We start from the raw sequence: 26,667 nt of genomic DNA on the forward strand, positions 1-26,667 counted from the left end.
CGCGGGTGCCGGCCGTGCTTGCTCCCGCGCGCCGGTGGCGCTAGGCAGGCGCCATGGCCGTTTCAAGCGAATACACCCCGCCGCAGGACCCGCTGGACATCCTGCACCACGACGCCCAGCTCTTGGCGGTGAACAAGCCTGCGGGCCTTTTGTCGGTGCCGGGCCGCGGCGAGCATCTGGCCGACTGCCTGATCGCCCGCGTTCAGGCGGTGTTTCCCGAGGCGCTGCTGGTGCACCGCCTGGACCGCGACACCTCCGGCGTGATGTTGTTCGGCCTCACCCCCCACGCGCAGCGGCACTTGTCGATGCAGTTCGAAAAGCGCACCGCGAGAAAGGCTTATGTGGCACGGGTTGAAGGACAGCTGGAGCCGCGCAGCGGCACCGTGGACCTGCCGCTGATCGTCGACTGGCCGAACCGGCCCAAACAAATGGTCTGTCATGAGACCGGCAAGCCCGCCGTCACCGACTGGCGGGTGATGAAATACGAAGACGGCGCCACCCGGGTGCGGCTGACGCCTAAGACCGGACGCTCGCACCAGCTGCGCGTGCATATGCTGTCGCTGGGCCACCCGATCCTGGGCGACCCGCTTTATGCCAGCGGTACGGCTCTGGACCACCCGCGGCTGATGCTGCACTCCGAGGAGCTGCGGATCAAACATCCCGACAGCGGCGAGTCGCTGAAGTTCAGAGTAAAACCGGACTTCTGACCCCGCCGCAGCTCACGGCGCCTCCATCACCATCAGAAAAAGCGTATCCGCCTGCAGCGCCTCATAGCTGTGGGGGCGGTCGCCGGGATAGGTATAGTAATCACCGGGCTGCAGAACCTCTTCCTGCCCGTCCGGTCCCGCCCGCATCTGCCCGAAGCAGACCAGCATATGCTCCACCGTGCCGCGCGGATGCGGCTGGGCGCAGCGGACTTCTTCCGGCTGCATCACCACCCGGTAAATATCCCGGCGCACATTCGGCGGACAGCGCGACAACAGCACCGCGGTGAAATCCGACTGCTCCGATTCCAGGGGCTCCCCCTGCCCCGCCCGGATCAAGGTGGTGGCGGGCGCTTCGGTCTCAAACAGCAGGCTCAGCGGGACATCCAGCGCCGCTGCCAGCGCCCAAAGCGTCTCTACACTGGGGTTTCCATTGCCTGCCTCAAGCTGCGACAGGGTCGATTTTGCGATTCCCGCCTGCGCGGCAAGCGCCGACAGCGATTTGCCTGCTCGGCTTCGCTCGCGCTGGATGGCCGCGGCGATCATCTGATGGGGCGCTGACATGTTCAGTATTTCGACCTTTTGTTCGGCTTGACGAACGCCCACGGCGTTCATTATAAAAGACATACGTTCATTATAGATCAATGACTGCGCTGCTTCTACAGGAACCGACTGATGACCCTGCAAGACCTTCCCCAAAGCAGCACGGTCCGCAGCCGTCTGGCGGCGGGATTGCGAGACATTCTGCCCCTGGCGGTTGGTGTTGGCGTCTACGGGCTGGCATTTGGCCTGCTGGCCGCGCAGGCGCGGATGAGCGGGCTACAGACCGGGGTCATGGGCACCATCGTGTTCGCCGGATCTTCGCAAATTATCGCGGTGGAGCGGCTGGTGGCTGGCGCAGGCGCAGGGGCCGCGCTGCTGGCCGGGCTGGCGCTGAACCTTCGGCTGCTGCTGATCACGGCATCGCTGCGGGATGAGTTCGCCGGGCGCCCTTGGTGGCAGGTGCTGCTTGGCGTGCATCTGGCAACGGATGAAAACTGGGCGCTGATGCACGCGATGCGCGCCCGCGGCGGCTGCGCCGGATACTGGTACCTGGTGGGCGGCGGCCTGGGGCTGGTGGCCGTCTGGGTGCTGTCGACGGTGGCAGGGGCGACCTTTGCCGCGGTGGTACCGGAGCCCAAATCTCTTGGTATGGACTTTGCCTTCACCGCCGCCTTCATCGCGATCCTGCGGTCTTTGTGGAGCGGCAACGCAATGCTTCTGCCCTGGGCCGGATCCATTTTGATCGTACTGCTGGCAGACCGGTTCACCCCTCTGGATCCGACCTGGACCCTCATCCTGGGCGGCCTCGGCGGTGCGGCGATAGCCGGAGTGATGGGCAATGACTGAGACCTGGACCCTGATCCTTGGCCTGGCTGCCGCCACTTTTGCCGTGCGGCTGTCCGGCTGCTTGCTGGGAAGGCGGCTTCCGGACCACGGGCCCTGGGCGCGCGGCCTGAAGGCGTTGCCGGGCTGCCTGATACTATCCTTGGTCACCTATCTGCTAATGCAAGGCGGGCCGCAGGAATGGGCGGCCGGGGCAGCCGCACTGACGGTGGCACTGCTTACCCGCAGCCTGCCGCTGACGATGGCCGCAGGAATCGCCGCGATCTGCCTGAACAGAGCCTATTTCTGAGGTGCATAGCAGCTTGGGCCTGCCCGCCCGTGCGCAGCACGGGCCACCCCCGGCACCCTGGGGCGCAAAAAAGAAAGCCGCCCATAAGGGCGGCTCTCCATCCGTTCTCATCCGGCAGGCTTACTCAGCAGCCCAGCCTCCGACAGCTTTGACCTCTAGGAAATCCTCAATCCCCCACTTGCCGCCTTCGCGGCCCTTGCCAGACTGTTTCATACCGCCAAAGGGCGAACCTGCCGAGCGCGACTTGCCGTTCATCTCCACCATGCCGGAGCGCAGGGCGCGGGCCATGCGGTTAGCGCGGGCGCCGTCCTGCGTCTGCACATAGTTGGTCAAGCCATAAGGCGTGTCGTTGGCAATCTCGATCGCCTCTTCTTCAGTCTCAAAGGGAATGATCGACAGAACCGGCCCGAAGATTTCTTCGCGCGCGATGGTCATCTGGTTGTTCACATCGGCAAAAACCGTCGGCTTCACATAATAGCCCTTGTTGAGCCCGTCCGGACGCCCGGTGCCCCCTGCGACCAGCCGGGCGCCTTCGTCGATGCCTTTCTGGATCAGATCCTGGATCTTGTTCCACTGCAGCTCATTCACCACCGGGCCGATGTGGCGGCCTTCCCGATCAGCAGGACCGACTTCGACCTTGGCAGCCACTTCTGCAGCCTCGGACACCACGCGGTCATAGATGCTGTTCTGCACCAGCATCCGGCTGGGCGCGTTGCAGCTCTGGCCGGTGTTCTGCATCATGTGCAGCACGCCGCGCTTCACTGCCTTTTCGTCGGCGTCTTCAAAGATCACGTTGGCGCCTTTGCCGCCCAGCTCCAGATGCACTTTCTTCAATGTCTGAGCCGCATTCTGCGAAATCGCGATGCCTGCACGGGTAGAGCCGGTGAAGGACACCATGTCCACATCCGGGTGCCCGGTCAGCTGCGCGCCAACACCGGTCCCATCGCCGTTCACCAGGTTGAAAACACCTGCGGGGAAGCCGGCCTCGTCCATCATCTCGGCAAAAACCATCGCGTTCAGCGGGCTTTGCTCGGAGGGCTTCAGGACCATCGTGCAGCCAGCGATTGCCGCCGCACCCACCTTGAGCGTGACCTGGTTCATCGGCCAGTTCCATGGTGTGATCAACGCGCACACGCCAACCGGCTCATGGATGATACGGTCGTTCGGGCTGTTCTCGTTCAGCGGCGCGTCGAACTTGAACTCTTTGGCCGCAGCGATGAAGTTGCGCAGGTGCCAGCTGCCGGCACCGACTTGCGACGTGCGCGACAAGTCAAGCGGCGCGCCCATTTCCAGCGACATCGCCTGAGCCAGATCTTCAGCCCGGGCTTCATAGATTTCGATCAGCTTTTCCACCAGCGCAATGCGCTGTTCCACCGGGGTGGCCATCCAGCCCGGGAAGGCCGCCTTGGCCGCCGCAACCGCAGCGTTGGTGTCAGCCTCGGAGCCCAGCGAAATCACAGCGCAGGGTTCCTCCGTCGAGGGGTTGATCACCTCGAAGTCGTTCGGCTCAGCGGGAGATACCCACTGGCCATTGATGTAAAAGTCGCGTTTCTCGATCATGCGGGATCTCCCAATTCAGACGTTTTCTCCCAACCGTCTGGCCGGTTTGGCGGCCACTGTGTCACTCGGCCAGCAGGGGGGCAAGGGGCTTTGGCTGCGCAATTTGATCAAATTATGGGTGGCGCTGTCAACGCCCCTGACGCGGTGCCCGCAAGTCTTTGCCGGATAAGGCTGTTGGAGAATTCCTGTGGCATCCCGCGCCAGGAACTGTAACGTAGCGGCAGAGCCCGCAGGTTGCACCTGAGGCGACTCGGGCTGCCCGGCCGCAGCCGGACGCAACAATCAGACACGACACCCTGACAAGGAGGACAATGCAATGGGTTTGCGCATTAACGACGTGGTCCCGGATTTTACCGCTGAAACCGACCAGGGCACGATCAACTTCCATGACTGGATCGGCGACAGCTGGGCGATCCTGTTTTCCCACCCCAAGGACTTCACCCCGGTCTGCACAACGGAGTTTTCCGCTGTCGCGCAGCTGAATGACGAATGGGCCAAGCGGAACACCAAGGTGATCGGCGTTTCCGTCGACAGCGCCGAGGATCACCGCAAGTGGAAGAAAGACATCGAGGAATACGGCAAAGCCAATCCCGGCTTCCCGATTATCGCCGATGACGGTCTGGCGGTGTCCAAGGCGTTCGACATGCTGCCCGCCGAAGCTTATCTGCCCGACGGCCGCACCCCGGCGGACAGTGCTACCGTGCGCTCCGTGTTCATTATCGGCCCGGACAAGCAGCTGAAGCTGTCGATGACCTACCCGATGACCGTTGGCCGCAATTTTGCAGAAATCCTGCGCGCCCTGGATGGCCTGCAGATGTCCGGAAAAGGCGTCGCCACGCCGGCCAACTGGGTGCCGGGCGAGGATGTGATCATCCCGCCGAGCGTCTCGGACGAGGAAGCCACCGCAAAATTCGGTGAGTACGAGACCATCTTCCCCTACCTGCGCAAGACCAAAGCGCCGGAGTAAAGTCAGCGGGAGCGGCATTGCATCCGGCTGTGCCGTTCCCTGCCCGCCGGGCCGGGCTGACCGTTTGTCTTCTGAAGTGCATTCGCCTATAGCGCATGCAAACTAAAGGAGGTCCGAATGCAGATCACTCCAGTCCTGATGTGCGGCGGCTCGGGAACACGGCTTTGGCCGTTGTCGCGGGAATCTTATCCCAAGCAGTTCACGTCCCTGAAAGGCGGCAAGACCCTGTTTCAGGAGAGCGTCGGGCGGTTGTCAGGCGAAGGGTTCGCGCCGCCCATCGTGGTGACCAATTCGGATTTCCGCTTCATCGTGACCGAACAATTGCTGGGAGCAGGCATCGACCCGGGCGCCATTCTGATCGAACCGGACCGGCGCAATACCGCGCCCGCGGTTCTGGCCGCCGCCTTGCACGCTTTTGCCGAGGATCCCGATGCACTGCTGATCGTGGCCCCTTCGGACCATGTGATCCCCGATGCGGACGCCTTCCGCGCCGCAATTCAGGCGGGAACAGAGCGGGCACTGGCAGGCGATCTCGTGACCTTCGGTATCGTTCCGACGCACCCGGAAACCGGCTATGGCTATCTCCAGCTGGACGGGGAAGCCGAGCCTGGAAAGCCGGCGCCGCTGAGCCGGTTTGTCGAAAAGCCTGACGCCGCCTCTGCGGCAAAAATGCTGGCCGCCGGCAACTACCTTTGGAACGCAGGTATCTTCCTGTTCACCGCCCGCGCGGTCATTACCGCCTTTGAACAGCACGCTGCACAATTGGTCGATCCCGTCCGCAAGTCCGTTGAAAACGCCAAGGCGGATCTGGGCTTTCTGCGCCTGGACCCGGCCTCCTGGTCTGCGGCAGAGGACATCTCGATCGACTATGCGATCATGGAGAAGGCCAAGAATATCTGCTCGGTGCCTTTCGAGGGCAAATGGTCTGACCTTGGAGATTGGAACGCAGTCTGGGCAGAGAGCAACCCGGATGCGGACGGTGTCGCCACAAATGGCAACGCTGCGGCGATTGACTGCAAGGATGTGCTTCTGCGGTCCGAATCCGCGGGCCAGCAGATTGTCGGCTTGGGGCTGGACGGGATTGTGGCCATTGCCATGCCTGATGCTGTGCTTGTTGCTGACAAGTCACGCACCCAGGACGTTAAGAAGGCCGTTGAGCTTCTGAAATCTCAGCAGGCGCCGCAGGCAGTGCAGTTCCCGCGCGATCACCGCCCATGGGGCTACTTCGACAGCCTGGCGACAGGACGCCGGTTCCAGGTCAAACGGATCGTTGTGAAACCGGGCGCCGCGCTGTCACTGCAGAGCCATTTCCACCGGTCGGAGCACTGGATTGTGGTGCAGGGCACCGCGCGCGTGACCGTAGACGGCACCCAGAAGCTGGTCGCCGAAAACCAGTCTGTCTATATCCCGCTAGGGGCCGTTCACCGGATGGAGAACCCCGGCAAGCTGGACATGGTGCTGATCGAGGTCCAGACCGGATCCTACCTCGGCGAAGATGACATCGTCCGGTATGAGGATGTTTACGCCCGCAACGAAACCGACTGAGGGCGGGCGGGCTCGGAATTGGCGGCGACATTGGCCAGCAGGTCCTGGCCGAAGTCCCGCCAGGTGCGCAGCCGGTCGCGGTTCGCCGCGATCTTCGCCCGCCACTCTGCAGCAAATGCCGGATCCTGCGTCAGACGCTGCATATGGCCCGCAAGGGTTTCCGGATCATCCACACCGAAATACAGACCCAGATCGCCGCAAACCTCGTGCATCACCGGAATGTCCGCGCAAACTGCCGGAACACCGGCCCACAGCGCTTCGCCGGCAGGAAGCCCCCAGCCTTCGATGCGGGACGGCAGGATCACCCCCTGCGAGGCTTCGTACAGCCGTACCAGATCGCTTTGATTCGGTGTGTCGAGCTGCAGGACATGCGGTTTGACCAGCGCCATTTCCTCCTTGTCGAGGTAGTCCATCGTGCGGTGGCGCCGCTTGCCGGCCAGCACAAGCAGCGGCGGCGTCTCGCCCCGCTTGGCGATCAGGTTCATCGCATTCAGAACCACATCCAGGTTCTTGCGGCCCAGCATCGTGCCGACCATCAGGAAATAGGGGCGTTCGGGGAGTTCCACCGACTGCTCTTCATCCCCGGCGCGCAGTTCATGCACCAGCGGCGCAACTGAGGTGCGCTTAAGCTCCGGAAGAATGCCTTGGCTGGCAAAGTCCTTGGCATCGTCGATAGTGAATTGCGAATTACCGATGACATGGTCCGCGTTTTCCAGCAGCCACTGGTTGTCGCCCAGGAAAGAGCTGGAAAAGTCCGGCGCACCACCGCGTTTGAAGTCATGCAACGGGATCATATCGTGAATCAGCACGTGGATTTCCACGTCCAGCTTTTGCAGATGCTTGATCGGGTGAATGATCAGCTTGGGCCGCCCGCAGCTGACCCAGGCACCGCCATCCAGGGACACAATGGGGTTGTCGGCGCCGCTGAGCGCCCAGCGGGAGCGCTCAATCAGGTCGACAACACCGAACACGAAGGGGGCAATGTAGTGCAGAGCCTTCTTTTTCTTGCGGTTGTGAATCCGGCGCATGAAGTACGGCTTGCCGGAATTCGGCACATTCAGGTCAATCCCGCCCTCAGCGGTATCGTCATATTTCGGGAAAACCTCAAAAAACGCGTCATGCCCTTGAGAATAAGCAACAAACCGGGTGCCGTTATCAGCCCGGAAGGCCTCCTTGGCGCCTTCTGCGACGACCTTGGCGATACCGTAGTACGTTTTAAACCCGTGAGACAGATACAGCAGCTCGGTCAAATCGTAAAAGAGCGGACGCATGGGATCTCCAGCTGAGTTTTGAGTAGACCGGCCATCGCTCCTGTGTGGCTTCAGCGCAAGCGGAGCAGCGTAAGAACCGGAAAGCGCAGTGCCTTGTGCGCCGGGTCCGGGCACCTGCCCGGAGGGAGCAGCGGCAGCGGACAGAGGAAACGGGTTCCGGCCTCGCAGCCGGGACCCGTCCGGAAGCTCTTTCAGGCCTTAGCCTTCAGCAGCTTCCTCTTTCTTGATTTCTTCGCCGGTTTCCTGGTCGACAACTTTCATCGACAGGCGAACCTTGCCGCGGTCGTCAAAGCCCAGCAGCTTGACCTTCACTTCCTGGCCTTCCTTCAGAACGTCCGAAGGATGGTTCAGGCGGCGGTTTTCGATCTGGGAGACATGCACCAGACCGTCGCGCTTGCCGAAGAAGTTCACGAAGGCGCCGAAGTCCACGATCTTCACGACCTTGCCGGTATACACCTGGCCTTCTTCCGGCTCTGCCACGATCGAATAGATCATGTCATAGGCCTTCTGGATGGCGTCGCCGTTCGGGCTGGCGATCTTGATCACGCCGTCGTCGTTGATGTCGACCTTTGCGCCGGACACTTCGACGATCTCGCGGATCACCTTGCCGCCGGAACCGATCACTTCGCGGATCTTGTCGGTCGGGATCTGCATGGTCTCAATGCGCGGGGCGTGGACCGAGAACTCGTTGGTCTCGGACAGCGCCTTGCCCATCTCGTTCAGGATGTGCAGACGGCCATCCTTGGCCTGGGCCAGGGCTTTCTCCATGATTTCCGGGGTGATGCCGGCAACCTTGATGTCCATCTGCAGCGAGGTGATGCCGTTTTCGGTACCCGCCACCTTGAAGTCCATGTCGCCCAGGTGGTCTTCGTCACCCAGGATGTCGGTCAGCACCGCATAGGAGCCGTCGTCTTCCAGGATCAGGCCCATCGCAACACCGGCAACCGGTGCCTTCAGCGGCACGCCTGCGTCCATCATCGACAGCGAGCCGCCGCAGACGGAAGCCATCGAGGAGGAGCCGTTCGATTCGGTGATCTCCGACACCACGCGAATGGTATAGGGGAAGTCGGTCGGCGCCGGCAGAACCGCCTGCAGCGCGCGCCAGGCCAGCTTGCCGTGGCCGATTTCGCGGCGGCCCGGGGAGCCGACACGGCCCACTTCGCCAACCGAGTACGGCGGGAAGTTGTAGTGCAGCAGGAAGTTGGATTTGAAGTTGCCGTGCAGCGCGTCGATGAACTGCTCATCGTCGCCGGTGCCCAGCGTGGTCACGACCAGGCCCTGGGTCTCGCCGCGGGTGAACAGGGCGGAGCCATGGGTGCGCGGCAGAAGGCCGGTTTCAGCAACGATCTGGCGCACGGTGGTGGTGTCACGGCCGTCGATCCGCTTGCCGCCCTTGACCACGTCGCCACGCAGGATGCCGGCTTCCAGTTTCTTCATGGCAGAGCCAAGGTTGGCGTCTTCCAGCTGGTCTTCAGTCAGCGCTGCCTTGATGGTCTCGCGGGCAGCGGCAACAGCGGCGGTGCGCTCCTGCTTGTCGGTGATCGCGAATGCGGCGCGCATCTGCTCTTCGCCGGCGGCCTTAACAGCTTCGTACAGCTCGGAGTAGTCCGGCGCCTGGAAGTCAAAGGGCTCTTTCGCGGTCTCTTCGGCCAGCGAGATGATCAGGTCGATCACCGGCTGGATCTGCTCATGCGCGAAGTTCACCGCGCCCAGCATCTCGGCTTCGGTCAGCTCATATGCTTCCGATTCCACCATCATCACAGCGTTCTTGGTGCCGGCCACAACCAGGTCCAGGCGCTGCTCGGGGTTGAGGCGCAGGTCCTGCATGTCGTCGACGGTCGGGTTCAGCACGTATTCGCCATCAACGAAGCCGACGCGGGCGCCGGCGATCGGGCCCATGAACGGCGCGCCGGAGATGGTCAGCGCAGCGGAGGCCGCGATCATTGCGACGATGTCCGGGTCATTGACCAGATCGTGGCTCAGCACGGTGCACATCACCAGCACTTCGTTCTTGAAGCCGGGGACGAACAGCGGGCGGATCGGTCGGTCGATCAGACGCGCGGTCAGGGTTTCTTTTTCGGTCGGGCGCGCTTCGCGCTTGAAGAAGCCGCCGGGCACCTTGCCCGCAGCATAGTATTTTTCCTGGTAGTGCACGGTCAGCGGGAAGAAGTCCTGGCCGGGCTTCTGCTGACGGGCAAAGGTCACGTTGGCCATGACCGAGGTTTCGCCCAGGGTGGCAATCACGGAGCCATCAGCCTGGCGGGCAACCTTGCCGGTTTCCAGTGTGAGCGTTTCCTCGCCCCACTGCATCGATTTCTTCGTAGCGTTAAACATCTAGCGTATCCTAAAAGGGAGCACTCCCGGCCCTCCGGGTCTCCCGTTTGCGTGGCGGCCCCATTGCCGCCGGCCCCACTTATCTTTCTTTCGCGTGCCGGGGCCTGGGCACATCGTCTCAGATAGGCCCGCCCATACATGAGTTTGCGGGAAATTGAAAGGGAAAGCAGTGGGCGCCGCCGCGATGGGCGGCCGCACGCCTTGCGGCCATGCGTCCGCGGCCTCGCAATGCAAACGGGCGGGGCCGCACCCCGCCCGGCAGGAAATCAGTTCGTTGTTTCCAAGCCTTCCGGGCGGCCGGCGATGACGAACTGCAGCCCCTCGGGGTCCAGGAACTCCGCTGCAAAGCGGTTCACGTCCTCCAGGCTGACTGCGTTGATCCGGTCGTTGCGGGTCTCCACATAGCTGATCGGCAGGTGGTCCATCTGCATGCCCGCCAGAATCGCGGCAATGCGGCCGTTGCCGTCAAAACGCAGCGGGTAAGCGCCCGTCAGATAGGTCTGGGCGTCCTTGAGTTCTTTCTCCGTCACGCCGTTTTCGGCCATGCGGCGCCATTCATTCCGGATCACCTCGACCGCCTCGGCCATCTTGCCATTGGCGGAAGCAACCGATCCCATGTAGACCGCTGCCAGATCCCGAGGAACCAGATAGGAATAGACCCCATAGGTCAGCCCGCGCTTTTCCCGCACCTCTGTCATCAGGCGGGTCTCGAAAGATCCGCCGCCCAGAATCTGGTTCATCACATAGGCCGTGAAGAAATCCGGGTCTTCACGCTTGATCCCCTTCTGACCGAACAGTGCGACCGACTGCGGGGTGTCGAAATCCACCACGGTGACTCCGCCCTCGATTGTGACCTCCGCCGGACCGGGGATCGGCGCGCCCTCCGGAGGCAGCGCGCCCAGCAAATCATCCAGCAGCGTGCCCAGCTCCCCGGCAGTGATGTCACCAACGGCGCTGACATAAAGCCTGTCGCGGGCAAACACCGCCTCGTAAGCGTCGAAGATGTCCTGCCGGCTGAACGCGGCAACGGTCTCCAGCGTGCCCTTGCCGTCGCTGCCATAGGGGTGATCGCCAAAAGCCAGCTTGGAGAACATCTCGCCAGCGATTTTGTTGGGGTTCTTGGCATCAGAGCGCAAGCCCGCCAGCACCTGTGCCCGCACACGGTCCAGCGCATCCTGGTCAAACCGAGGCTCAAACAAGGTCTGGCGCAGCAGCGCCATCGCCTCGTCCCGGTTTTCGGTCAGGAAGCGGGCGGAGATGGACACCGAATCCTTGTCCGCATCATAGGAGAACTCCGCCGCCAGCGACTCCACCGCGCGGGCGTAGTCCTGGGCGCGCAGATCGCCGGAGCCTTCCTCCAGCAGCCCGGTCATCAGGTAGACTGCGCCGCGCTTGCCCGGCGCATCCAGTGAGGTGCCGCCGCGAAAACGCAGCTCAAGAGCCGAGAAGGGAATGCTGTGGTCTTCCACCAGCCAGGCCTTGATCCCGCCGGGGGAGGTGACTTCCTCGATCTTGATGCCTGCCCAAGCGGGGACGGCCAGGAAACAGGCTACCAGTGCCGCAGCGATATATTTCAGCGGAGTCATTGGGTTACCTCCTGGTCGCGCGTCATCCAGCCGGTGACAGATGTTTCCGGGCGCAGAACTTCCTTGGCGGCGGCGATGATCTCATCCGCGGTGACCGATTGCAGGATCTTCGGCCAGTCCTGCACGTCCTGCACCGTCAGCCCGATGCTCAGCGCCTGGCCATAGCGGTTGGCAATACCGTTCACATTGTCGCGGTCATAGATTTCTGCCGCACGCAGCTGCAGCTTGATCCGCTCCAGCTGGGCTTCATCCACCCCCTCTTCCAGAAAGCGGGCGATGGTGGCATCCAGCGCGGTCTCGGCGTCCTGCATGCTGACCCCCTCGGCCGGGACAACCAGGAAGGTAAAGGATGTGTCATCCAATGTGCTGCCGGAGTAGAAGGCGCCGGTGTAGACGGCGACCTGCTGGTCGAACTGCAGCGCATTGGCCAGGTAGGAAGTGTTGCCGCCGCCCAGGAGTTCCGCCAGCAGATACAGCGCTGCGGCTTTCTGCTGGGCGCCGCTGTCGCGCTCCGGTGCCAGGTAGGACCGCTGCACATAGGGCTGCGCGACGCGCGGATCCTCGAATGTCAGGCGCCGGGCCGCGGTCTGCGGCGGCTCCTGGCTGCGGAAGCGCTCCGGCAGATCCGGATTGGCCGGAATCACGCCGTAATACTGTTGGGCAAGCGCTTTCACCGCATCAGGCTGCACATCGCCGGAGACAACCAGGATGGCATTGTTGGGCGCGTAATAGGTTTGATAGAAGGACAGCGCGTCCTCCATATCCAGGCTTTCCATCTCGTGCCGCCAGCCGATCACCGGCTGGCCGTAACGGTGATTGAGGTACTGCACCGCTTGCAGCTGCTCGCGGAACAGCGCCACCGGATCATTGTCTGTGCGCTGGTTGCGCTCTTCCAGAATGACCTCGCGCTCAGTGACGATATCCTCCTCGCTGAGGCGGAGATTGGTCATCCGGTCGCTTTCCATCTGCATCATCAGCTCCAGCCGGTCGGCAGCAACGCGCTGGAAGTAGGCGGTGTAATCATAGCTGGTGAAAGCGTTGTCCTGGCCGCCATTTGCCCGCACCGTGGCGGACAATTCGCCCGGTGCCAGCTTGTCTGTGCCCTTGAACAGCAGATGCTCCAAGAAATGGGCGACACCCGATTGGCCCGGCGGCTCATCCGCGGAGCCGGCCCGGTACCAGACCATTTGCTGCACCACCGGCGCCCGGTGGTCCTCGATCACGACAACGTCCATGCCATTGTCCAGGGTGAACGCGGTCACCGCCTCGTCTTCGGCCTGCAGGGGGCCGGACAAGGCAGCACTCAGCGCCGCGGCGGCCAATGTGACCCTTTGGATCATCTGGCATCCTCCAATTTTCTGCACTCCTGCCATTGCCCGGCGGGATGCGGTTACTGCTCTTTTGTTCATTGCAGCCACAATTCGCGGCCCATGGCCAGCAGTAAGGCTGCTGTCAACCTACGCGGCTGCTGGCGTCTTGCAAGACCGGCTGGCAGAAAAGTGAGCGCTCAGGACCCGTCTTCGGGCGGAGAAGACGGCGTCGCGGCCCCTGCCCTGCGGAACTGGTCGCTGACGGCAAACGGGTCGATGCTTTGCTTGCGGTACAGCTGCTCATAGCGGTCCACCGGCACGATCTTGATCCGGCCAAGATGGCGGTTGCGGTGACGGAACTTCGCGTCTTCCTGTGCCAGGGTCTCGCGCACTCCGGCTTGCACACCATAGCGGCTGGAAGCCGTGACCAGCGCCGCGTCTCCGGACGGCACCCCGCTGACCGGAACGAGAGCGCCAGGCTTGCCGCCCAGGGCAGCCACCGCTTCGGCCTGCGGATTGACATCCGTCAGATTGCTGCCCCCGGGGGTCGGCGCAGGCAAGCTGCTGTAGCTTTCCGGCGCGCTCAGCGGCTTGGTGGGCAGGATCAGAAACTCATCCGGGCCGGTGCCCGGTTTCTGAAGGACGCGCAGCCCCTTCTGCGCGCAGCCGGACACTGCCAGCGCGCCAGCCAGAATGATCACTGCGAACTGGATCTTCATTGCCCCAAACTCCTGCCTGTTTCCTGGCGCTTTTAACGTATTTGCCTGCCAAGGTCTACGCAGGCTTTTTGCGGCGCCCGTCAAAGAAAATCAGCCCTGCAGCACCCGCGAAGATAAAGATATCGGCGACATTGAACACAAAAGGATTCTGGATGCCGCAGCAGGACGTGTTCAGAAAATCCAGCACATAGCCGTAAAGCAGCCGGTCGGCGACATTTCCCAGCGCGCCGCCGATCACCAGCCCGGCCGACAGCTGCATGCCCCAAGACTTGTCCTGACCGCGGCAGACCCACACCGCCAGGACCACGCAGATCACCGCCGACAGGGCGATCAGAATCCAGCGCGCGGCCTCATCCCCGCCGCCGAACAGGCCGAAATTGATGCCGGTGTTCTCGCCGTAGCGGAAGTTGAGGAATGGCGGCAGCACGTCGATCCGGTGGCGCTGGTCCAGCCCCATCCAGTGAATCACCAGGTATTTGCTGGCTTGATCCGCCAGGAACGAAAGGGCCGCGCCCCAGATCATCCAACGTGCTGCCATGTCTTAACTGCCCGGTTTAGTGGCGGAAGTGGCGCATGCCGGTAAAGACCATGGCGAGGCCTTTCTCGTCGGCTGCCTTGATCACCTCGTCATCGCGCATCGAGCCGCCCGGCTGGATCACGCAGGCACCGCCCGCGGCTGCCGCTTCCAGCAGGCCGTCCGGGAAGGGGAAAAACGCATCCGAAGCCACGGCACAGCCCTTGGCCAGGCTTTCCTCCAGGCCCAGTTCAGCGGCCATGCGGCCTGCCTTGGACGCCGCCACATTGGCACTGTCCAGACGGCTCATCTGGCCCGCGCCCACACCGACGGTTGCGTTGTCCTTCACATAGACAATGGCGTTGGATTTGACGTGCTTGGCAACTTTCCAGGCAAACAGCAGGTCCTGCATCTGAGCATCGGACGGCGCCTTATCGGTCACCACTTTCAGGTCCTCCATGCCGACATAGCCGACGTCCTTGTCCTGCACCAGCATACCGCCGGCCACTTGCTTATAGGCCACGATGGGCTTGCGCGGATCCGGCAGGCCCTCGGTCAGCAGCAGGCGCAGGTTCTTCTTGGCGGCAAAGATTTCCTTGGCTTCGTCAGACGCCCCCGGCGCGATCACCACCTCGGTAAAGATCTCGGTGATCTTGGCGGCGGTCTCCGCGTCCAGCGGCTGGTTCAGCGCCACGATGCCGCCAAACGCCGAGGTGCGGTCGCAGTCGAATGCCTTCTGATAGGCCTCGGCCAGGGTCGCGCCCTTGGCGACGCCGCAGGGGTTGGCGTGTTTGATGATGGCGACGGCCGGGCCTTCAGCCGGATCGAATTCCGCCACCAGTTCATACGCCGCATCGGTGTCGTTGATGTTGTTGTAGCTCAGTTCCTTGCCCTGCAGCTGAACCGCGGTCGCAACGCCCGGACGGTTGGTGCCATCGGTATAGAAAGCCGCCTCCTGGTGGCTGTTCTCGCCATAGCGCAGGGTTTGCTTCAGCTCACCGGCAAAGGCGCGGCGGCGCGGGGTCTTTTCCTCCAGCGCGGATGCCATCCAGTTCGACACAGCCGCATCATACGCCGCAGTGCGGGCATAGGCGGTCTGGGCCAGCCGCTGACGGAAGGCATAGGACGTCTGGCCGCCGTTGTTGTCGAGCTCCGCCAAGAGTGCCTCATAATCCTGGACATCGGTCACCACGTTGACGAACAAGTGGTTTTTGGAGGCCGCACGGATCATCGCCGGGCCGCCGATGTCGATGTTTTCGATCATCTCATCGTAATCTGCGCCACGCGCCAGCGCCGCCTCGAACGGGTAAAGGTTCACAACCAGAAGGTCGATGGCGCCGATGCCATGTTCCTGCATTGCGGCGACGTGGGTGTCATTGTCCCGAAGGGCCAGCAGGCCGCCGTGCACCATCGGGTGCAGGGTCTTCACGCGGCCGTCCATCATTTCCGGAAACCCGGTCACTTCGGAGACGTCTTTCACAGTCAGCCCCGCGTCGCGCAGCGCCTTGGCGGAGCCGCCGGTAGACAGCAGTTCAACACCGCGCGCATCCAGCGCCCTGCCCAGCTCGATCAGGCCGGTCTTGTCGGATACGGAAAGCAGCGCACGGCGTACGGGGTGAAGGTCGGTCATGGCAGGGCAGGTCCTTTTCAAAGGCTCAGTCAAACGTCTCGGGCTCGTCCCGGTTCAGGTCTCGCACGGCAACGGCAGTCTCCTGCGCCTTGCTGAGCGTCCACCGGACGCGGGTGGCATATCCCATCGCCCGCCCGGATAAAACGATCTGCTTTGCCGCACGCGGCTTCAAGCGGGTCTTTTCCAGGAAAACGCTTGGTTCCAGCCGCAACTGGCAGCTGCCGTCATGACGGAACACCCAGATTTCCCCGCTCTTGAGCGCCATGGATACTGCCGTGCCGCCCAAGTCAAGGGCTGCGTCGACCTCCGGGTGCAGGTGCAGGCGGATATCAAAGCCGATGGCGCCATCCGGACTGGCATCCCGCACCTTGGCGAACTGGCGCTTGGCGGAATCGTCCAAGGCCACCAGCATGTCCTCGCCGCTGAGGCCGCGCCCGTCAAAGGACAATTCCAGCGTGCGGGCATGGGTCAGGCCGAAATGCGCCGCATAGCCGTTGTGCCCGCCCTGAAACCGCAGTCCTTCCGCCAAATCGCTCAACTCCAGCGGTACGTCGTCAGGCGCTTCGATCAGTTCCTCATGGCCCGTGGTCTTGTGCGGCGGCGCCAGCCGGGCACTGGAATGGCCCTCAATGCAAAGTGTCGTATGCGAGGGCGTGGCCCGCCCGGCCCGGCGCCACTCAACGCCAAAGGTTTCACCAGAGCCGCAATTCACGATCAGCGGCCGCCGCCCCGAGGTCAGCTCGAATGCCAGGGTCGATGCGTGACCGTTATAGGATGCCTTGCCCTTGGGCGGGGCGGAGGCATCCACGATCACCGAAGTGCGCCGCGCCGACAACCGGGCAAAGCCCATCGCCAGACCATTGGAATGGCGTTCCGCCACATGGCTGGCAGCCAGCGCATGATCCAGCCGCCCCTCCAGCCCGCGGCCGCCGCCGTGAAACCGCGCCAGCCCGCCGTCGCTATGACGCAGCGTGCGCAGGGTGGGAGCGATCCGTTCGATGGCGGCGACATGAGCATGCGGCACCATGCGGCCGGCCTCATGCAGGGCCGCGGCGGCCCAAGTCAGAAGGGTAAACACCTCCAGAAGCTCTTCCGGATTGCGGGTCGGCAATCCGCCCTGCCCGTCGATTTGAGTCTCACATTCAGCCGCCAGCGCCCTGACAGCCGGGTCTGCCAGCTCCTCGCGCCCCTGCAAGGAAAGGCCCGCATAGATCAGGCCGCACAGGGCCTCAAACCGCGGCAGGCCCGGCGCTGCGCCTCGCCAGCGATGCGCAAGATACCAGGTCTGCCTCGCCAAGGAGCCATAGAAGGCCTCGGTTTGGTCCTTGTCCTTGCCACTCAGCAGGAACAGCGCGTGGTTGATCCAGCGGATCACCCGCCGCCCGGTCAGATCGGGCAGCCAGGCCAGGCCGCCGCCCCGCCCGTGCTGCGCGATCCAGCCCCAGACCCATTTCTGCGCCTTGGCACGTGCCTTGAAATCACCAACTGCAGCCAGATCGTCGAGCCAAGCAAACCCGTGCCGCTCCGCATCAAAAGCAGCGTCCGGCGCAGCAACCTCCCACAGGCCGGTATCAGGCGATTCGACCAGATAGCCGGCAAACAGAAGGTTGCCTGCCACCAGTTGCCGTCCGCGGGCGAAACTGCCGATGGTGCGCGGTTCAGGCTGCGAGACAAAGCCGGTCGCGGCAGGCTGGCTGCGGGCCCGCCAGGCGTAATACCGGTTCAGCAGCCGGGTGCCGCGGCCTGCCATTCTGTCGTAAGTGGACATGCTCTTTTTGCCTCACGCCGGGTTTGCCAGGGCGTTTTGGCGGGAGCATAGCGCGGGGTGCAGCTCAAGTCACCGGCGAATGCCCCGCACGCCCAGCGGTCAAGCGGTTTTGCGCAAAAGGGCCATGTAGAAGCCGTCCATGCCGCCGCGCTCTGGCCAGTAATCCGGGCGCAGGCGCAGGCCGCCCTCTTCGGTGATCCAGTCTGCCTCCACGCCGGGCACTTTCAGCGCATCGCGGTCTGCCGCCATGTCCGGGAACATGTCCAGCGCTTCCTCAACCTGACATTCGCCCTCGTCCGGCAGCAAGGAGCAGGTGCAGTACATCAGCCGCCCGCCGGGTTTCACCAAGGTCCAGGCGTGCGCCAGCATCTGCGCCTGCAGCTCAATCAGCGCACCGAACTCGCTGCCGTCCTTGGCCTGCGGCAAGTCAGGGTGGCGCCGGATGGTGCCAGTGGCGGAACAGGGTGCGTCCAGCAAAACCGCGTCATACTGGCCGTTCTGCTCCAGCGCGTCGCCGACCACCAAGCCGGCCACCAGCCCGGTGCGCTCCAGGTTCTCCCTCAACCGCGCCACGCGGCTCTCCGAGACATCCACTGCCGTCACGCTGGCCCCGGCAGCGGCCATCTGCATGGTCTTGCCGCCAGGTGCCGCACACAGATCCAGGGCCTGCTCCCCCGGCTGCGCATTCAGGATGAGCGCGGGCAGCGCGGCAGCGGCATCCTGCACCCACCAGTCGCCAGCCTGGTAGCCCGGCAGCGCCGACACCTGCCCCGCGCCGGAGATCCGCAGCGAACCGGTGGGCAGCGGCACCCCGCCGAGCGCCTGCAAGTCCACGCCCGGCTTGCCGGTGATATCCAGCGGCGCGCCGGCATAATGCGCGGCCTCCATGCCCAGAACCGCCTCGGCGCCCCAGGCCTGGACCAGCGGTTTGCGCAGCCAGTTCGGCAGGCGCGGAATACGCAGTTTGGCCCATTCCGCCGGCCCCTCCTCCGCCACCTTGCGCAGCACCGCGTTGACCAGCCCCTTCAACTGCCCGTGGTGGCGGTGTTTTGAGACAATCGCCACCATCGCATTGACCACCCCATGCGCAGCGCCGCCCGAGCACAGCTCCACCGTGCCCAGCCGCAGCGCGTTCATGACCATCAGCGGCGGTGCCTTCTTCAGGTGCTTCTTCAGGATCCGGTCGGCACGCTCCAGGCTGCGCAGGGTTTCCACGGCCAGCCGCTGCGCCCGCGCGCGGTCTTCCGGTGCCAGCTTCTCCAGCGCCCCGGCAGCATAGCACTCCGCAAGGAGCCGCCCCTCTCCCAGCACCTGATCCAGCAGGTAGACCGCAGTGCGGCGGGCATGATCGGCATCGGACATCTGGCAACTCCTTGGGGCACGGCTTGTCCGCGCGGGACAGGGGCGTATATCATGGGCGCAGCATAAAGGAACCCGCGATGAGCGAAGAGACCGCACCCGAGAAAAAAGACCTGCCGCCTGCTGCCGTGCGCGCCCTGGCCGAGGCAGAGGAACGCCGCAAGGCTGCTGAAGCGCAGGAGCCGCGCCCCAAGGAGCTGGGCGGCCGCGACGGCCCCGACCCGGCGCGCTATGGCGATTGGGAGAAAAAGGGCATCGCCATCGACTTTTAAGGTGCGCCGCGGGGGCCAGCCCCCGCACCCCCGGAGTATTTCCGGAAAGATGAAATGAATTGCCGTTCTTTCATCTTTCTTCAAATACTCATACCCCGCTGCCCGCCAGGCAGCTCTGCCACCGGGAGGGGAGGCGGCGGCCCGTCAGGGCCGCCTGTCAGACTTCATAGTCCCAGCACGTCCACCATATCGTACTGCCCCGGCCCCTTGTCCTGGCCCCACAGCGCAGCCTTCAGCGCGCCGCGGGCAAAGATCGCGCGGTCGGTCGCCAGGTGGCGCAGCACGATCCGCTCACCCGCCGCTGCAAACAGCACGTCATGCTCGCCCACGATGTCGCCGCCGCGGATGGCGGTGAAACCGATGTCGCCGCGCTTGCGGGCGCCGGTGATACCGTCGCGGCCGGAATCACGCACATCCGCCAGCTTGACGCCGCGGCCCTCAGCGGCAGCTTCCCCCAGCATCAGCGCGGTGCCGGAGGGCGCATCCACCTTGTGGTGGTGATGCGCCTCGATCACCTCAATGTCGAAATCCTCGTCCAGCGCGGCGGCAACTTTTTTGGTCAGCTGCACCAGCAGGTTCACCCCTAGGCTCATGTTACCCGCGCGGATGATCACCGCGTGGCGCGACGCCGGTTCCAGCTGGGCAATCTGCTCATCCGTCATCCCGGTGGTGCCGATCACATGCACCGCGCGGGCCTGCGCCGCCAGCTTGGAAAAGGCCAGCGTCGCCTCCGGCGCGGTGAAGTCGATCACCGCCTGCGCCTTGGAAAACGCCTCCAGCGCGTCTGCAGTCACCGTAACACCGGCTGGCGCGCCGCCCATCATTTCGCCCACGTCGCGGCCGACCCAGGCGTGGCCTTCGCGTTCAACGGCTGCAACAAGCGTGGCCTTATCGCTCTCCAGCACGGTCCTGATCAGCATCTGCCCCATGCGGCCCGATGCGCCGGTAATCACGATCCCAGGTTTGTGAGTCATTGGCCAATTCCCTTGTTCATGCCGGATTTGTCCTACAGTGCCGGGCAGCGCTTGGCAAAGCCCGCAATCCGGCATAGATCGGAATCATGGCAAAGAACAAATTCCACGATGGCCCCGGCCCGTCCCAGCGCCAGCTTCGCGTCGGCGAACTGATCCGCCGCACCCTGTCTGAGGTGCTGGCGCGCGGCGACGTGCATGACCCGGACCTGAACCGCATGTCGATCACCGTGGGCGAGGTGCGCACCTCCCCCGATTTGAAAATCGCCACCGCCTTTGTGCTGCCCCTGGGCGGCAAGGGGCAGGAGGATGTGCTGAAGCTTCTGGCCCGCAACAAGAGCGAGCTGCGCCGCATGGTCGGCAAGAAGCTGGGGCTGAAATTCACACCTGATCTGCGCTTCCGTCTGGATGAAACCTTCGACCAGATGGATGATACCCGCCGGATGCTGAGCCAGGACGCGGTGCGCCGCGACGTGGAAGAGTGATCCGCAGGGCTGCCTTGCTGCTGGCCGCGCTCTGGACCGCCCCGGCGGCTGGTGCGGTTGACTGCAGCGATGTGGCCTATGAGGGCAACCGGTACTCGATCTGCGAAGTTGACGCCGCGCAGGAACAGCTGAGGCTGTTCCTGAAGGATGGCGAGGGCCAGGTCTACGGGCATTTCTCCACCCTGGAGGAAGCGCTGGCAAAGGACGGCAAGACGTTGGCCTTTGCGACCAATGCCGGCATGTATCACACAGACCGCTCCCCCGTCGGGCTGTACGTCGATGAGGACGGCGAAGAGATGCGGCTGGTGACCAACGCCGGTCCCGGCAACTTCGGCCTGCTGCCGAATGGCGTGCTGTGCATCCGGGGCAGCCGGGCGGATGTGTTTGAAACCCTTGCGTTCGAGAAAGCCGCCCCCGGCTGCACCTATGCCACCCAGTCCGGACCAATGCTGGTGATCGATGGCGACCTGCACCCGCGCTTCCTGCCCGATTCGGACAGCTATTACATCCGCAACGGTGTTGGCACTTCGGCGGATGGCAAGCGCGCGGTCTTTGCAATCTCGCGCAATGCGGTGACCTTCCATGAGTTCGGCAGCCTGTTCCGCGAATATCTGAAGTTGCCGAATGCGCTCTACTTCGACGGCAACATCTCGCGCTTGCACGCACCGCAGCTGGGCCGAAGCGACGCGGGCTTTATGATGGGGCCGGTTGCCGCCGTGGTCGAGGACGCCGGACCGAGCGAGTAGCCGCCCGCTCAGCCAGCGCGTTTGCGCATCTGCCGCACCATCGGCACAGTGTAAATCACCAGCGCCGCCCAGATCATCGGGAAGGCGATCATCCTGGCTTGGCCGAATTCCTCGCCGAACAGCAGCACCGCGGCCAGCATGATCATCGTCGGTGCGATATACTGCAGGATACCCATCGTCGACAGCCGCACCAGCTTGGCACCGTTTGCATAGACGATCAGCGGCACCGCCGTGACCACACCGCAGCCAAGCAGCAGTGAAGTATCGCTCAGCGAGCCGCCAAAGCTGCTGCTGCCGGTGGCGGTCAGATAGGCGAAATAGCCCAAGGCAGGCGCCAGCAGAATCAGCACCTCCAGCAGGAACCCCTGGTTGGGTCCGATCGGCAGCGACTTCTTGAAGAACGCGTAAAAGCCCCAAGTCAGCGTCAGGCCGACCGCTACCCAAGGCACCCGGCCCGCTTCCAGTGTCAGCACCACCACCGCCGCGGCAGCGAGCGCAACGGCCGCCATCTGCGCCTTGCCGAGCGGCTCGCGCAGCAGGATGGCGCCAAGCGCAATGCTGAACAGCGGGTTTATGTAATAGCCAAGCGCGGCATCCAGTGCCCGGCCGCCCGCAATCGACCAGACATAAATCCCCCAGTTCAACGAAATCAGCGCTGCGGTGATGCAGGCCATGCCCAGCATCCGGGGATTCTTGAGTGCGGCCTGCAGGTCCTTGGTGCGGCGCAGGACGATCAGCAGCGCGCCCGCCACCGGCACCGACCAGATGACCCGGTGCGCGACAACCTCTGCCGCGGGAATATGGGACAGCGCCTTCATGTACAGCGGCAGGAACCCCCACAGCAGATAGGCGGTGACGGCAAAGGCCAGCCCACGGGGCGTATCCAGGGTCTCGGTGAATTGAGTTGTCATGCGGCGCTCCTGTTCAGGGCGCACTTATCGCTGATTTTCAGCCGGAGGAAACTTTGTTTTCCGTGATACCGGGTATTCAGCCCCGTTATGGGCTGCCTCCCTGCGGCGCAAGAAAAAACGGCTCCGGAAACCGGAGCCGCAAGTCAATCATTTGGGGTGCGGGTGCGCGTCAGGCTTCCAGCGACCGGCGCAGCATCTCCACGTCTTCGGCGATCTGGCCGTCGGTCAGCTTCAGCTCCTCAATGCGCTTGACGCCGTGCATCACGGTGGTGTGGTCGCGCCCGCCAAAGCGGCGGCCGATCTCGGGCAGAGAGCGGCTGGTCAGCTGCTTGCAGAGATACATCGCCACCTGGCGCGGGCGCGCGTAGGAACGCAGGCGCTTGGGGCCGATGATGTCTGACATCCGGATGTTGTAATACTCGGAGACCTTGCGCTGGATCTCCTCGACGGTGATCTTGCGCTCGGACGCGCGCAGCACGTCTGCCAGGCAGTCCTGGGTCAGATCCATGTCGATCTCGCGGCCGACCAGGGACGCGAAGGCGAACAGCCGGGTCAGGGCGCCTTCGAGCACGCGCACGTTGGTCGAAATCCGGTGTGCGAGGAACTCCAGCACACCATCGGCGATGCGCAGGTCCGGATAGGTCTCGCGCTGCTGCTGCACCTTGGTCTGCAGGATGCCAAGACGCAATTCGTAGTCGGTCGGATGCAGGTCCACCACCAGGCCGCACTGCAGACGGGATTTCACCCGGTCTTCCAGATCCTTGATCTCCCCTGGGGCGCGGTCGGCAGAGATGATGATCTGCTTGTTCTGGTCCACCAGCGCGTTGAAGGTGTGGAAGAACTCCTCCTGGGTGGAGTCCTTTCCGGCGATGAACTGGACGTCATCCACCATCAGCACGTCGACCGAGCGGAAAAGGTGCTTGAAGTCCATCATCTTGCGTTCGCGCAGGGCCTGCACGAAGCGGTACATGAACTGTTCCGCGGACAGATACAGCACGTTCAGATGCGGGTTCTTTTCTTTCAGTTCCCAAGCGATGGCGTGCATCAGGTGGGTTTTGCCCAGACCCACGCCGCCATACAGAACCAGCGGGTTGAAGGTGACCGGGCCGCCCTCGCCGACGCGGCGCGCAGCGGCATGGGCCAGTTCGTTCGGCTTGCCGACCACAAAGCTGTCGAAGGTGAACCGCGGATCCAGCGGCGCGGCCTGCAGCGCCTCCAGCGTGTCCCTTCCTGCCGCCGCCGCCGGTGCGGTCATGACCGCCAGATCATCCTGCGCGCCGCCAAAAGACCCCGCTGCAACGGCCGGTTCCGCCGGGCGCGCCGGGCTGTTTGCCGCAACCCGGAACGCCAGCCGCTGCACCGGCTCGCCGGACATGGTCAGCTCATGCAGGATAAGATCTGCAAAGTTCTGGCTGACGTAATTTCCCATGAAATTCGTCGGCACTTTGAAGACGGCTACCCCACCGTCGACGGTATCGAATTCCAGAGGTTCGATCCAAGTGGTGAAGTTGTTCTGGCCAACCGTCTTCAACAGCCGGTTCCTGAGCTGTCCCCATTTTTCTTCTGTCATGCTGCGCCTCACGCGTCCCCAAAAAGCAGCGGCCCCTTGGCCGGGCCAAATCCATCGTACCCCCAACCACCCGGGGGGCGTTCACGCACAGGGTTTCTGTGTACGGACCATTGCTGGCCGCATCGCCCGAAGGCTGAACGTTCGTCTGGCAACGGCAAACCCCGCCGCATAAAGCGGGCTATCTGCCGTCACGAACAGTATCGCACACAATTGAGACAAGGCTGCTGACCTTAACGATACAGCAGTAGCTCCCGGACAGAGTCAGGCACGTGCGTGCCGTCTGTTCCGGGCAACCTGGCAACCTTGATGCCCGTCAAGATTGCCGCAAGCAGCCTGTCCCCCCAGCGAGTGAATCGCTGACACAGTGGTAGCAATTTGAGGGGGTCAGCAGCAACGAAACTATGATGTTGACTCTGCCTTTGCCCGCAAAGAATCTCCCGCATCCGCGGCAATCAGCCAAGGCTTTGCCCAAAAAACAAGGCGCTGCAATTTGCAGCGCCCTGACAACTTTTCAACAGCTCGTGAGCCTGCTCAGCAGAGCGAATCTCAGCCCAGTGCCTTCACGCGTGCGGACAGGCGCGAGATTTTCCGGGAAACGGTGTTTTTGTGGTACACACCTTTGGTGACGCCGCGCATCAGTTCGGGCTGAGCTGCGCGCAGAGCGGCGGTTGCAGCTTCTTTGTCGCCGGAAGCGATGGCTTCTTCAACTTTACGCAGGAAGGTGCGGATGCGCGAACGACGGGCTTTGTTGACGGCAAAGCGCTTCTCGTTCTGACGTGCGCGCTTCTTGGCCTGGGGCGAATTTGCCATGATGTCTGACCTTATCTTCGGGTTCTGTTTCTATCGGACGCAATGCCAGCCAAACCCGGGTCGGACCACCGGTGTGATTCTAGCCTGAGCGGGCTGCACGCGCATGTATGAGGGCGGCGTTTATCCAACTCTGTGCAGAATTGCAAGGGCACCGGCCCGGAAGGCAAAACGGCGGGCCATCCAGCCCGCCGCTCTTAGGGGTATTCCGGCGCTTACTTGTCGCGGAACTGCGCTTCGCGCTTTTCCAGGAAGGCCGCCATGCCTTCCTTCTGGTCTTCTGTCGCGAACATCGAGTGGAACACCCGGCGCTCGAACAACAGGCCTTCGCTCAGCGGCAGCTCGTAAGAGCGGTTCACCGCTTCCTTGACGGCCATCGCGGTCAGCAGAGATTTCTCCGCGATCTTCTGCGCCGCGGCAGTCGCTTCCTCGATCAGCTTCTTGGCCGGCACCACGCGCGACACCAGGCCCGCGCGTTCGGCTTCCTCGGCGTTCATGAAGCGGCCGGTCAGGTTCATGTCCATCGACTTGGACTTGCCTACGAACCGGGTCAGGCGCTGGGTGCCGCCGATGCCTGCCACAACACCCAGGTTGATCTCCGGCTGGCCGAATTTGGCGGTTTCCGCGGCGATGATGAAATCGCACAGCATCGCCAGCTCGCAACCGCCGCCCAGCGCATACCCCGCCACCGCCGCGATGATCGGCTTGCGGATGGCCGAAATGCGGTCGTTGGCATCGGCAAACAGGTTGGTGGAAAACACCTCGGTAAAGCTCATCTCCGACATCTCCTTGATGTCGGCACCGGCGGCAAAGGCCTTTTCCGAGCCGGTCAGCACGATGCAGCGCACCTTGTCGCTGGCATCGGCCTCTTCCAGAGCATCGCAAAGCTCGCCAATGAGCTCCCTGTTGAGCGCGTTCATCGCCTCCGGGCGGTTCAGTTTAATGAGGCAAACGTGGTCCTGCACATCGACGTTGATCGTCTCGTAGGCCATGATTTCTCTTTCGGTTGTTCCGTTCAGATCCGAGTCCTTACCAAAAGGGTCCCTCTGATCAAGCTATCTTTGGCACTTTACACAGTAGAAGGTGGAGCGTCCCGATTGGGTGATTCTGGCAATTGACCCTGCGCAACCTTCCCGCCGGCAGGGTTCGCCCTCGCGCCCGTAGGCATCAAAACTGTGCTGAAAATATCCAAGCTCGCCAGAGGCTTGCCGAAAATCCTTGAGCGAAGAACCACCTGCTCTAATGGCGTCCTCCAGCACTTGCCGGATGATTGGCACCAGCGCCGCCACCCGATGCGCGGCAATCTGCCCGGCCTTGCGGCGTGGCGAAATTCCCGCACGGAAGAGCGCTTCGCAGACATAGATGTTACCAAGGCCCGCGATGATTCCCTGATCCAGTAATGCCGATTTGACCGGCGTGTTGCGCCCTTTGAAAGCGGCGATCAGGTGATCCTCGTGGAAGTCATTGCCCAAGGGTTCCGGCCCCAGCACCGACAGCAGCTTGTGAGAATCCGCAGCCGCAGTCTCCAGCAGATCCATCGCTCCGAACCGGCGCGGATCGTTGAAGGTGATACGGGCGCCATTGTCCATGTCCAGCACCACATGGTCATGTTTCTCTGCCTGCGGATGCTCATGCACGAACCGCCCCAGCGGATCCCCGGAGACCGTCATCCGCCCCGACATGCCCAGGTGGATCAGCAGAGTTTCGTCCGTATCCAGATCTGCCAGAATGTATTTCGACCGCCGCCTGAGGGCATTGACCCGCGCGCCCGTAAGCCGCTGTGCCATCGCTGGCGGAAACGGCCAGCGCAGATCCGGGCGGTTCACGGCAGCCTTCACAATGACCGCGCCCTCCATCGCAGGCGCCAAACCGCGTTTCACTGTCTCGACCTCGGGCAATTCTGGCATTACACCCCTCCTGAACCAACGGGCCGCATTGTGCCTGCCCCACAGCGCCTTATAAC

At 63.3% G+C, this 26,667-nt stretch carries 25 protein-coding genes; 8 read left to right on the plus strand and 17 right to left on the minus strand.

The genetic code is table 11. From position 1 onward, the window contains the following. Nucleotides 1–53 precede the first annotated feature (53 nt). Entirely contained in the window at nt 54–707 is a 654-nt protein-coding gene (locus R2C4_RS17125) for an RluA family pseudouridine synthase (protein ID WP_141891542.1), read from the plus strand. A 12-nt stretch (nt 708–719) separates the two neighbouring features. Here the strand turns inward: R2C4_RS17125 and R2C4_RS17130 are convergent, their stop codons facing one another. Then, nucleotides 720–1,268: a helix-turn-helix domain-containing protein gene (locus tag R2C4_RS17130; protein WP_141891543.1), complete on the minus strand. Its 549-nt coding sequence runs from the start codon at nt 1,266–1,268 to the stop codon at nt 720–722. Nucleotides 1,269–1,379: 111 nt separating this feature from the next. On the opposite strand from R2C4_RS17130, the gene R2C4_RS17135 reads away from it, so the two are divergent. After that, the gene (locus R2C4_RS17135) at nt 1,380–2,093 is read left to right on the plus strand and encodes an AzlC family ABC transporter permease (RefSeq protein WP_141891544.1); all 714 of its coding nucleotides are present in this window, start codon (nt 1,380–1,382) and stop codon (nt 2,091–2,093) included. Further along, the gene (locus tag R2C4_RS17140) at nt 2,086–2,379 is read left to right on the plus strand and encodes an AzlD family protein (protein ID WP_141891545.1); all 294 of its coding nucleotides are present in this window, start codon (nt 2,086–2,088) and stop codon (nt 2,377–2,379) included. The genes R2C4_RS17135 and R2C4_RS17140 overlap by 8 nt, the downstream gene beginning before the upstream one ends. A gap of 120 nt (nt 2,380–2,499) precedes the next feature. Here the strand turns inward: R2C4_RS17140 and R2C4_RS17145 are convergent, their stop codons facing one another. Beyond that, the gene (locus R2C4_RS17145; protein ID WP_141891546.1) at nt 2,500–3,939 is read right to left on the minus strand and encodes an aldehyde dehydrogenase family protein; all 1,440 of its coding nucleotides are present in this window, start codon (nt 3,937–3,939) and stop codon (nt 2,500–2,502) included. 316 nt (nt 3,940–4,255) lie between these two features. Here R2C4_RS17145 and R2C4_RS17150 point away from each other — a divergent pair, with 316 nt between their 5' ends. Next, on the plus strand, nt 4,256–4,906 hold the full coding sequence (locus R2C4_RS17150) for a peroxiredoxin (RefSeq protein WP_008556383.1): 651 nt from the start codon (nt 4,256–4,258) through the stop codon (nt 4,904–4,906). A 117-nt stretch (nt 4,907–5,023) separates the two neighbouring features. Next, the gene (locus R2C4_RS17155; protein WP_141891547.1) at nt 5,024–6,451 is read left to right on the plus strand and encodes a mannose-1-phosphate guanylyltransferase/mannose-6-phosphate isomerase; all 1,428 of its coding nucleotides are present in this window, start codon (nt 5,024–5,026) and stop codon (nt 6,449–6,451) included. On the opposite strand, the gene R2C4_RS17160 is transcribed toward R2C4_RS17155, so the two are convergent. From R2C4_RS17160 to R2C4_RS17200, 9 genes are all read right to left on the minus strand, one after another. Further along, on the minus strand, nt 6,427–7,722 hold the full coding sequence (locus R2C4_RS17160) for a glycosyltransferase family 4 protein (RefSeq protein WP_141891548.1): 1,296 nt from the start codon (nt 7,720–7,722) through the stop codon (nt 6,427–6,429). The two genes, R2C4_RS17155 and R2C4_RS17160, sit on opposite strands and share 25 nt — an antisense overlap. A 198-nt stretch (nt 7,723–7,920) precedes the next feature. Continuing rightward, nucleotides 7,921–10,056 (minus strand): polyribonucleotide nucleotidyltransferase, encoded by a 2,136-nt coding sequence (gene pnp, locus R2C4_RS17165; protein WP_141891549.1) that lies wholly within the window; start codon nt 10,054–10,056, stop codon nt 7,921–7,923. 266 nt (nt 10,057–10,322) lie between these two features. Further along, nucleotides 10,323–11,642 (minus strand): M16 family metallopeptidase, encoded by a 1,320-nt coding sequence (locus tag R2C4_RS17170; RefSeq protein WP_141891550.1) that lies wholly within the window; start codon nt 11,640–11,642, stop codon nt 10,323–10,325. Continuing rightward, a complete protein-coding gene (locus R2C4_RS17175; protein ID WP_141891551.1) occupies nt 11,639–12,982 on the minus strand; it encodes a M16 family metallopeptidase in 1,344 nt (447 codons plus the stop codon). Before R2C4_RS17175 ends, R2C4_RS17170 begins: the two co-directional genes overlap by 4 nt. A gap of 167 nt (nt 12,983–13,149) precedes the next feature. After that, nucleotides 13,150–13,671: a DUF3035 domain-containing protein gene (locus tag R2C4_RS17180; RefSeq protein ID WP_141891552.1), complete on the minus strand. Its 522-nt coding sequence runs from the start codon at nt 13,669–13,671 to the stop codon at nt 13,150–13,152. 55 nt (nt 13,672–13,726) lie between these two features. Beyond that, nucleotides 13,727–14,209 (minus strand): signal peptidase II, encoded by a 483-nt coding sequence (lspA, locus tag R2C4_RS17185; RefSeq protein WP_141891553.1) that lies wholly within the window; start codon nt 14,207–14,209, stop codon nt 13,727–13,729. Nucleotides 14,210–14,225: 16 nt separating this feature from the next. Beyond that, nucleotides 14,226–15,815 carry a bifunctional phosphoribosylaminoimidazolecarboxamide formyltransferase/IMP cyclohydrolase gene (gene purH, locus R2C4_RS17190; RefSeq protein WP_141891554.1) on the minus strand — a complete coding sequence of 530 codons (1,590 nt, stop codon included), beginning with the start codon at nt 15,813–15,815 and terminating at the stop codon, nt 14,226–14,228. 25 nt (nt 15,816–15,840) lie between these two features. Continuing rightward, nucleotides 15,841–17,583 carry a heparinase II/III family protein gene (locus R2C4_RS17195; protein ID WP_141891555.1) on the minus strand — a complete coding sequence of 581 codons (1,743 nt, stop codon included), beginning with the start codon at nt 17,581–17,583 and terminating at the stop codon, nt 15,841–15,843. A 99-nt stretch (nt 17,584–17,682) separates the two neighbouring features. Then, on the minus strand, nt 17,683–18,945 hold the full coding sequence (locus R2C4_RS17200) for an RsmB/NOP family class I SAM-dependent RNA methyltransferase (RefSeq protein WP_141891556.1): 1,263 nt from the start codon (nt 18,943–18,945) through the stop codon (nt 17,683–17,685). Between the two features lie 77 nt (nt 18,946–19,022). Between R2C4_RS17200 and R2C4_RS17205 the strand changes: the two genes are divergently transcribed. Beyond that, nucleotides 19,023–19,214 (plus strand): DUF1674 domain-containing protein, encoded by a 192-nt coding sequence (locus R2C4_RS17205; RefSeq protein WP_008554612.1) that lies wholly within the window; start codon nt 19,023–19,025, stop codon nt 19,212–19,214. Nucleotides 19,215–19,378: 164 nt separating this feature from the next. Here the strand turns inward: R2C4_RS17205 and dapB are convergent, their stop codons facing one another. After that, the gene (gene dapB, locus R2C4_RS17210; RefSeq protein ID WP_058287547.1) at nt 19,379–20,188 is read right to left on the minus strand and encodes a 4-hydroxy-tetrahydrodipicolinate reductase; all 810 of its coding nucleotides are present in this window, start codon (nt 20,186–20,188) and stop codon (nt 19,379–19,381) included. Between the two features lie 86 nt (nt 20,189–20,274). Here dapB and rbfA point away from each other — a divergent pair, with 86 nt between their 5' ends. Beyond that, the gene (gene rbfA / locus R2C4_RS17215; protein ID WP_027245073.1) at nt 20,275–20,670 is read left to right on the plus strand and encodes a 30S ribosome-binding factor RbfA; all 396 of its coding nucleotides are present in this window, start codon (nt 20,275–20,277) and stop codon (nt 20,668–20,670) included. Beyond that, nucleotides 20,667–21,416 carry a phosphodiester glycosidase family protein gene (locus tag R2C4_RS17220; protein ID WP_208764500.1) on the plus strand — a complete coding sequence of 250 codons (750 nt, stop codon included), beginning with the start codon at nt 20,667–20,669 and terminating at the stop codon, nt 21,414–21,416. The genes rbfA and R2C4_RS17220 overlap by 4 nt, the downstream gene beginning before the upstream one ends. 8 nt (nt 21,417–21,424) lie before the next feature. Here the strand turns inward: R2C4_RS17220 and rarD are convergent, their stop codons facing one another. The 5 genes from rarD to mutM form a co-directional block, all read right to left on the minus strand. Continuing rightward, nucleotides 21,425–22,327, minus strand: a complete 903-nt coding sequence (gene rarD / locus R2C4_RS17225) for an EamA family transporter RarD (protein WP_141891557.1) — start codon at nt 22,325–22,327, stop codon at nt 21,425–21,427. 169 nt (nt 22,328–22,496) lie between these two features. Then, nucleotides 22,497–23,897, minus strand: a complete 1,401-nt coding sequence (gene dnaA, locus R2C4_RS17230) for a chromosomal replication initiator protein DnaA (RefSeq protein WP_058287544.1) — start codon at nt 23,895–23,897, stop codon at nt 22,497–22,499. Nucleotides 23,898–24,443: 546 nt separating this feature from the next. Continuing rightward, nucleotides 24,444–24,707: a 30S ribosomal protein S20 gene (rpsT, locus tag R2C4_RS17235; RefSeq protein WP_141891558.1), complete on the minus strand. Its 264-nt coding sequence runs from the start codon at nt 24,705–24,707 to the stop codon at nt 24,444–24,446. Nucleotides 24,708–24,919: 212 nt separating this feature from the next. Next, nucleotides 24,920–25,696 carry an enoyl-CoA hydratase gene (locus tag R2C4_RS17240; protein ID WP_027245077.1) on the minus strand — a complete coding sequence of 259 codons (777 nt, stop codon included), beginning with the start codon at nt 25,694–25,696 and terminating at the stop codon, nt 24,920–24,922. A gap of 63 nt (nt 25,697–25,759) precedes the next feature. Further along, nucleotides 25,760–26,611, minus strand: coding sequence for a bifunctional DNA-formamidopyrimidine glycosylase/DNA-(apurinic or apyrimidinic site) lyase (gene mutM, locus R2C4_RS17245; protein ID WP_141891559.1), 852 nt, complete (start codon nt 26,609–26,611; stop codon nt 25,760–25,762). Nucleotides 26,612–26,667 lie beyond the last annotated feature (56 nt).

It is taken from the genome of Leisingera aquaemixtae, assembly GCF_006740765.1.
Lineage (GTDB): Bacteria > Pseudomonadota > Alphaproteobacteria > Rhodobacterales > Rhodobacteraceae > Leisingera > Leisingera aquaemixtae.

Bases quoted from the DNA above. Each gene is read 5' to 3' on its own strand.
- R2C4_RS17125 (WP_141891542.1), top strand. From the start codon at position 54: ATGGCCGTTTCAAGCGAATACACCCCGCCGCAGGACCCGCTGGACATC.
- R2C4_RS17130 (WP_141891543.1), bottom strand. From the start codon at position 1,268: ATGTCAGCGCCCCATCAGATGATCGCCGCGGCCATCCAGCGCGAGCGA.
- R2C4_RS17135 (WP_141891544.1), top strand. From the start codon at position 1,380: ATGACCCTGCAAGACCTTCCCCAAAGCAGCACGGTCCGCAGCCGTCTG.
- R2C4_RS17140 (WP_141891545.1), top strand. From the start codon at position 2,086: ATGACTGAGACCTGGACCCTGATCCTTGGCCTGGCTGCCGCCACTTTT.
- R2C4_RS17145 (WP_141891546.1), bottom strand. From the start codon at position 3,939: ATGATCGAGAAACGCGACTTTTACATCAATGGCCAGTGGGTATCTCCC.
- R2C4_RS17150 (WP_008556383.1), top strand. From the start codon at position 4,256: ATGGGTTTGCGCATTAACGACGTGGTCCCGGATTTTACCGCTGAAACC.
- R2C4_RS17155 (WP_141891547.1), top strand. From the start codon at position 5,024: ATGCAGATCACTCCAGTCCTGATGTGCGGCGGCTCGGGAACACGGCTT.
- R2C4_RS17160 (WP_141891548.1), bottom strand. From the start codon at position 7,722: ATGCGTCCGCTCTTTTACGATTTGACCGAGCTGCTGTATCTGTCTCAC.
- pnp (WP_141891549.1), bottom strand. From the start codon at position 10,056: ATGTTTAACGCTACGAAGAAATCGATGCAGTGGGGCGAGGAAACGCTC.
- R2C4_RS17170 (WP_141891550.1), bottom strand. From the start codon at position 11,642: ATGACTCCGCTGAAATATATCGCTGCGGCACTGGTAGCCTGTTTCCTG.
- R2C4_RS17175 (WP_141891551.1), bottom strand. From the start codon at position 12,982: ATGATCCAAAGGGTCACATTGGCCGCCGCGGCGCTGAGTGCTGCCTTG.
- R2C4_RS17180 (WP_141891552.1), bottom strand. From the start codon at position 13,671: ATGAAGATCCAGTTCGCAGTGATCATTCTGGCTGGCGCGCTGGCAGTG.
- lspA (WP_141891553.1), bottom strand. From the start codon at position 14,209: ATGGCAGCACGTTGGATGATCTGGGGCGCGGCCCTTTCGTTCCTGGCG.
- purH (WP_141891554.1), bottom strand. From the start codon at position 15,815: ATGACCGACCTTCACCCCGTACGCCGTGCGCTGCTTTCCGTATCCGAC.
- R2C4_RS17195 (WP_141891555.1), bottom strand. From the start codon at position 17,583: ATGTCCACTTACGACAGAATGGCAGGCCGCGGCACCCGGCTGCTGAAC.
- R2C4_RS17200 (WP_141891556.1), bottom strand. From the start codon at position 18,945: ATGTCCGATGCCGATCATGCCCGCCGCACTGCGGTCTACCTGCTGGAT.
- R2C4_RS17205 (WP_008554612.1), top strand. From the start codon at position 19,023: ATGAGCGAAGAGACCGCACCCGAGAAAAAAGACCTGCCGCCTGCTGCC.
- dapB (WP_058287547.1), bottom strand. From the start codon at position 20,188: ATGACTCACAAACCTGGGATCGTGATTACCGGCGCATCGGGCCGCATG.
- rbfA (WP_027245073.1), top strand. From the start codon at position 20,275: ATGGCAAAGAACAAATTCCACGATGGCCCCGGCCCGTCCCAGCGCCAG.
- rarD (WP_141891557.1), bottom strand. From the start codon at position 22,327: ATGACAACTCAATTCACCGAGACCCTGGATACGCCCCGTGGGCTGGCC.
- dnaA (WP_058287544.1), bottom strand. From the start codon at position 23,897: ATGACAGAAGAAAAATGGGGACAGCTCAGGAACCGGCTGTTGAAGACG.
- rpsT (WP_141891558.1), bottom strand. From the start codon at position 24,707: ATGGCAAATTCGCCCCAGGCCAAGAAGCGCGCACGTCAGAACGAGAAG.
- R2C4_RS17240 (WP_027245077.1), bottom strand. From the start codon at position 25,696: ATGGCCTACGAGACGATCAACGTCGATGTGCAGGACCACGTTTGCCTC.
- mutM (WP_141891559.1), bottom strand. From the start codon at position 26,611: ATGCCAGAATTGCCCGAGGTCGAGACAGTGAAACGCGGTTTGGCGCCT.